Annotated in this window: 2 protein-coding genes; both read right to left on the reverse strand. The window is 53.6% G+C overall.

Annotated elements, in window-relative coordinates; all coding sequences use genetic code 11:
- The coding region (locus tag ACOCD2_RS26095; protein ID WP_419626447.1) for a TraX family protein at positions 1-272 on the reverse strand (272 nt) is incomplete at its 3' end.
- Between the two features lie 3 nt (positions 273-275).
- Positions 276-503 carry a hypothetical protein gene (locus tag ACOCD2_RS26100; RefSeq protein WP_293650598.1) on the reverse strand — a complete coding sequence of 76 codons (228 nt, stop codon included), beginning with the start codon at positions 501-503 and terminating at the stop codon, positions 276-278.
- Positions 504-522: the final 19 nt, after the last annotated feature.

Below are 522 nucleotides of genomic sequence, written 5' to 3' on the forward strand. Positions count from 1 at the left end.
CTGACATATGGCACAGCGGCGATCACTGCGAATATAAGCAGTCTCTTCATCGTGCGGGTATATACCCCTCTTTCCATTGCTTCAGGTCGAGCGAGGTTATATCCAATCACGAATACAAATATCGGTAGCGCCACGCGACCCAACTCAAACAACAACGGGAGGGTCGCGTTGAAGAGATACTTATTGACATGATCGCAGCTCATGGCCAACAACCCTATCCACTTCAGTGCCTCCACCGTACCGTTATCTAATTTGATTGCAGGCATCTCCATGGTTCACCGTCCGTAGATCAGCCTTCTTGGCGTATAGACTCCTGATTCCGGCTTATAAACCATGCGCGGCGTTACCGTTGTTTCTACGGCCGTTTCTACGGTGTGATAGTGCGCTTTCAGCCATTCACCCCACCGCTGCCAGCCATGGAGAGCGAAGCGAAGGCTGGTAGACCCCAGTAGCCGCGAGGCCGCACTGTTTTCCCGGCGTGCCTTGCGCCAGAGGGAAAACAAAGTAGGCCTCCGAACGCGG

The organism is Thiolapillus sp. (assembly GCF_048562965.1).
Classification (GTDB): domain Bacteria; phylum Pseudomonadota; class Gammaproteobacteria; order Chromatiales; family Chromatiaceae; genus Thiolapillus; species Thiolapillus brandeum_A.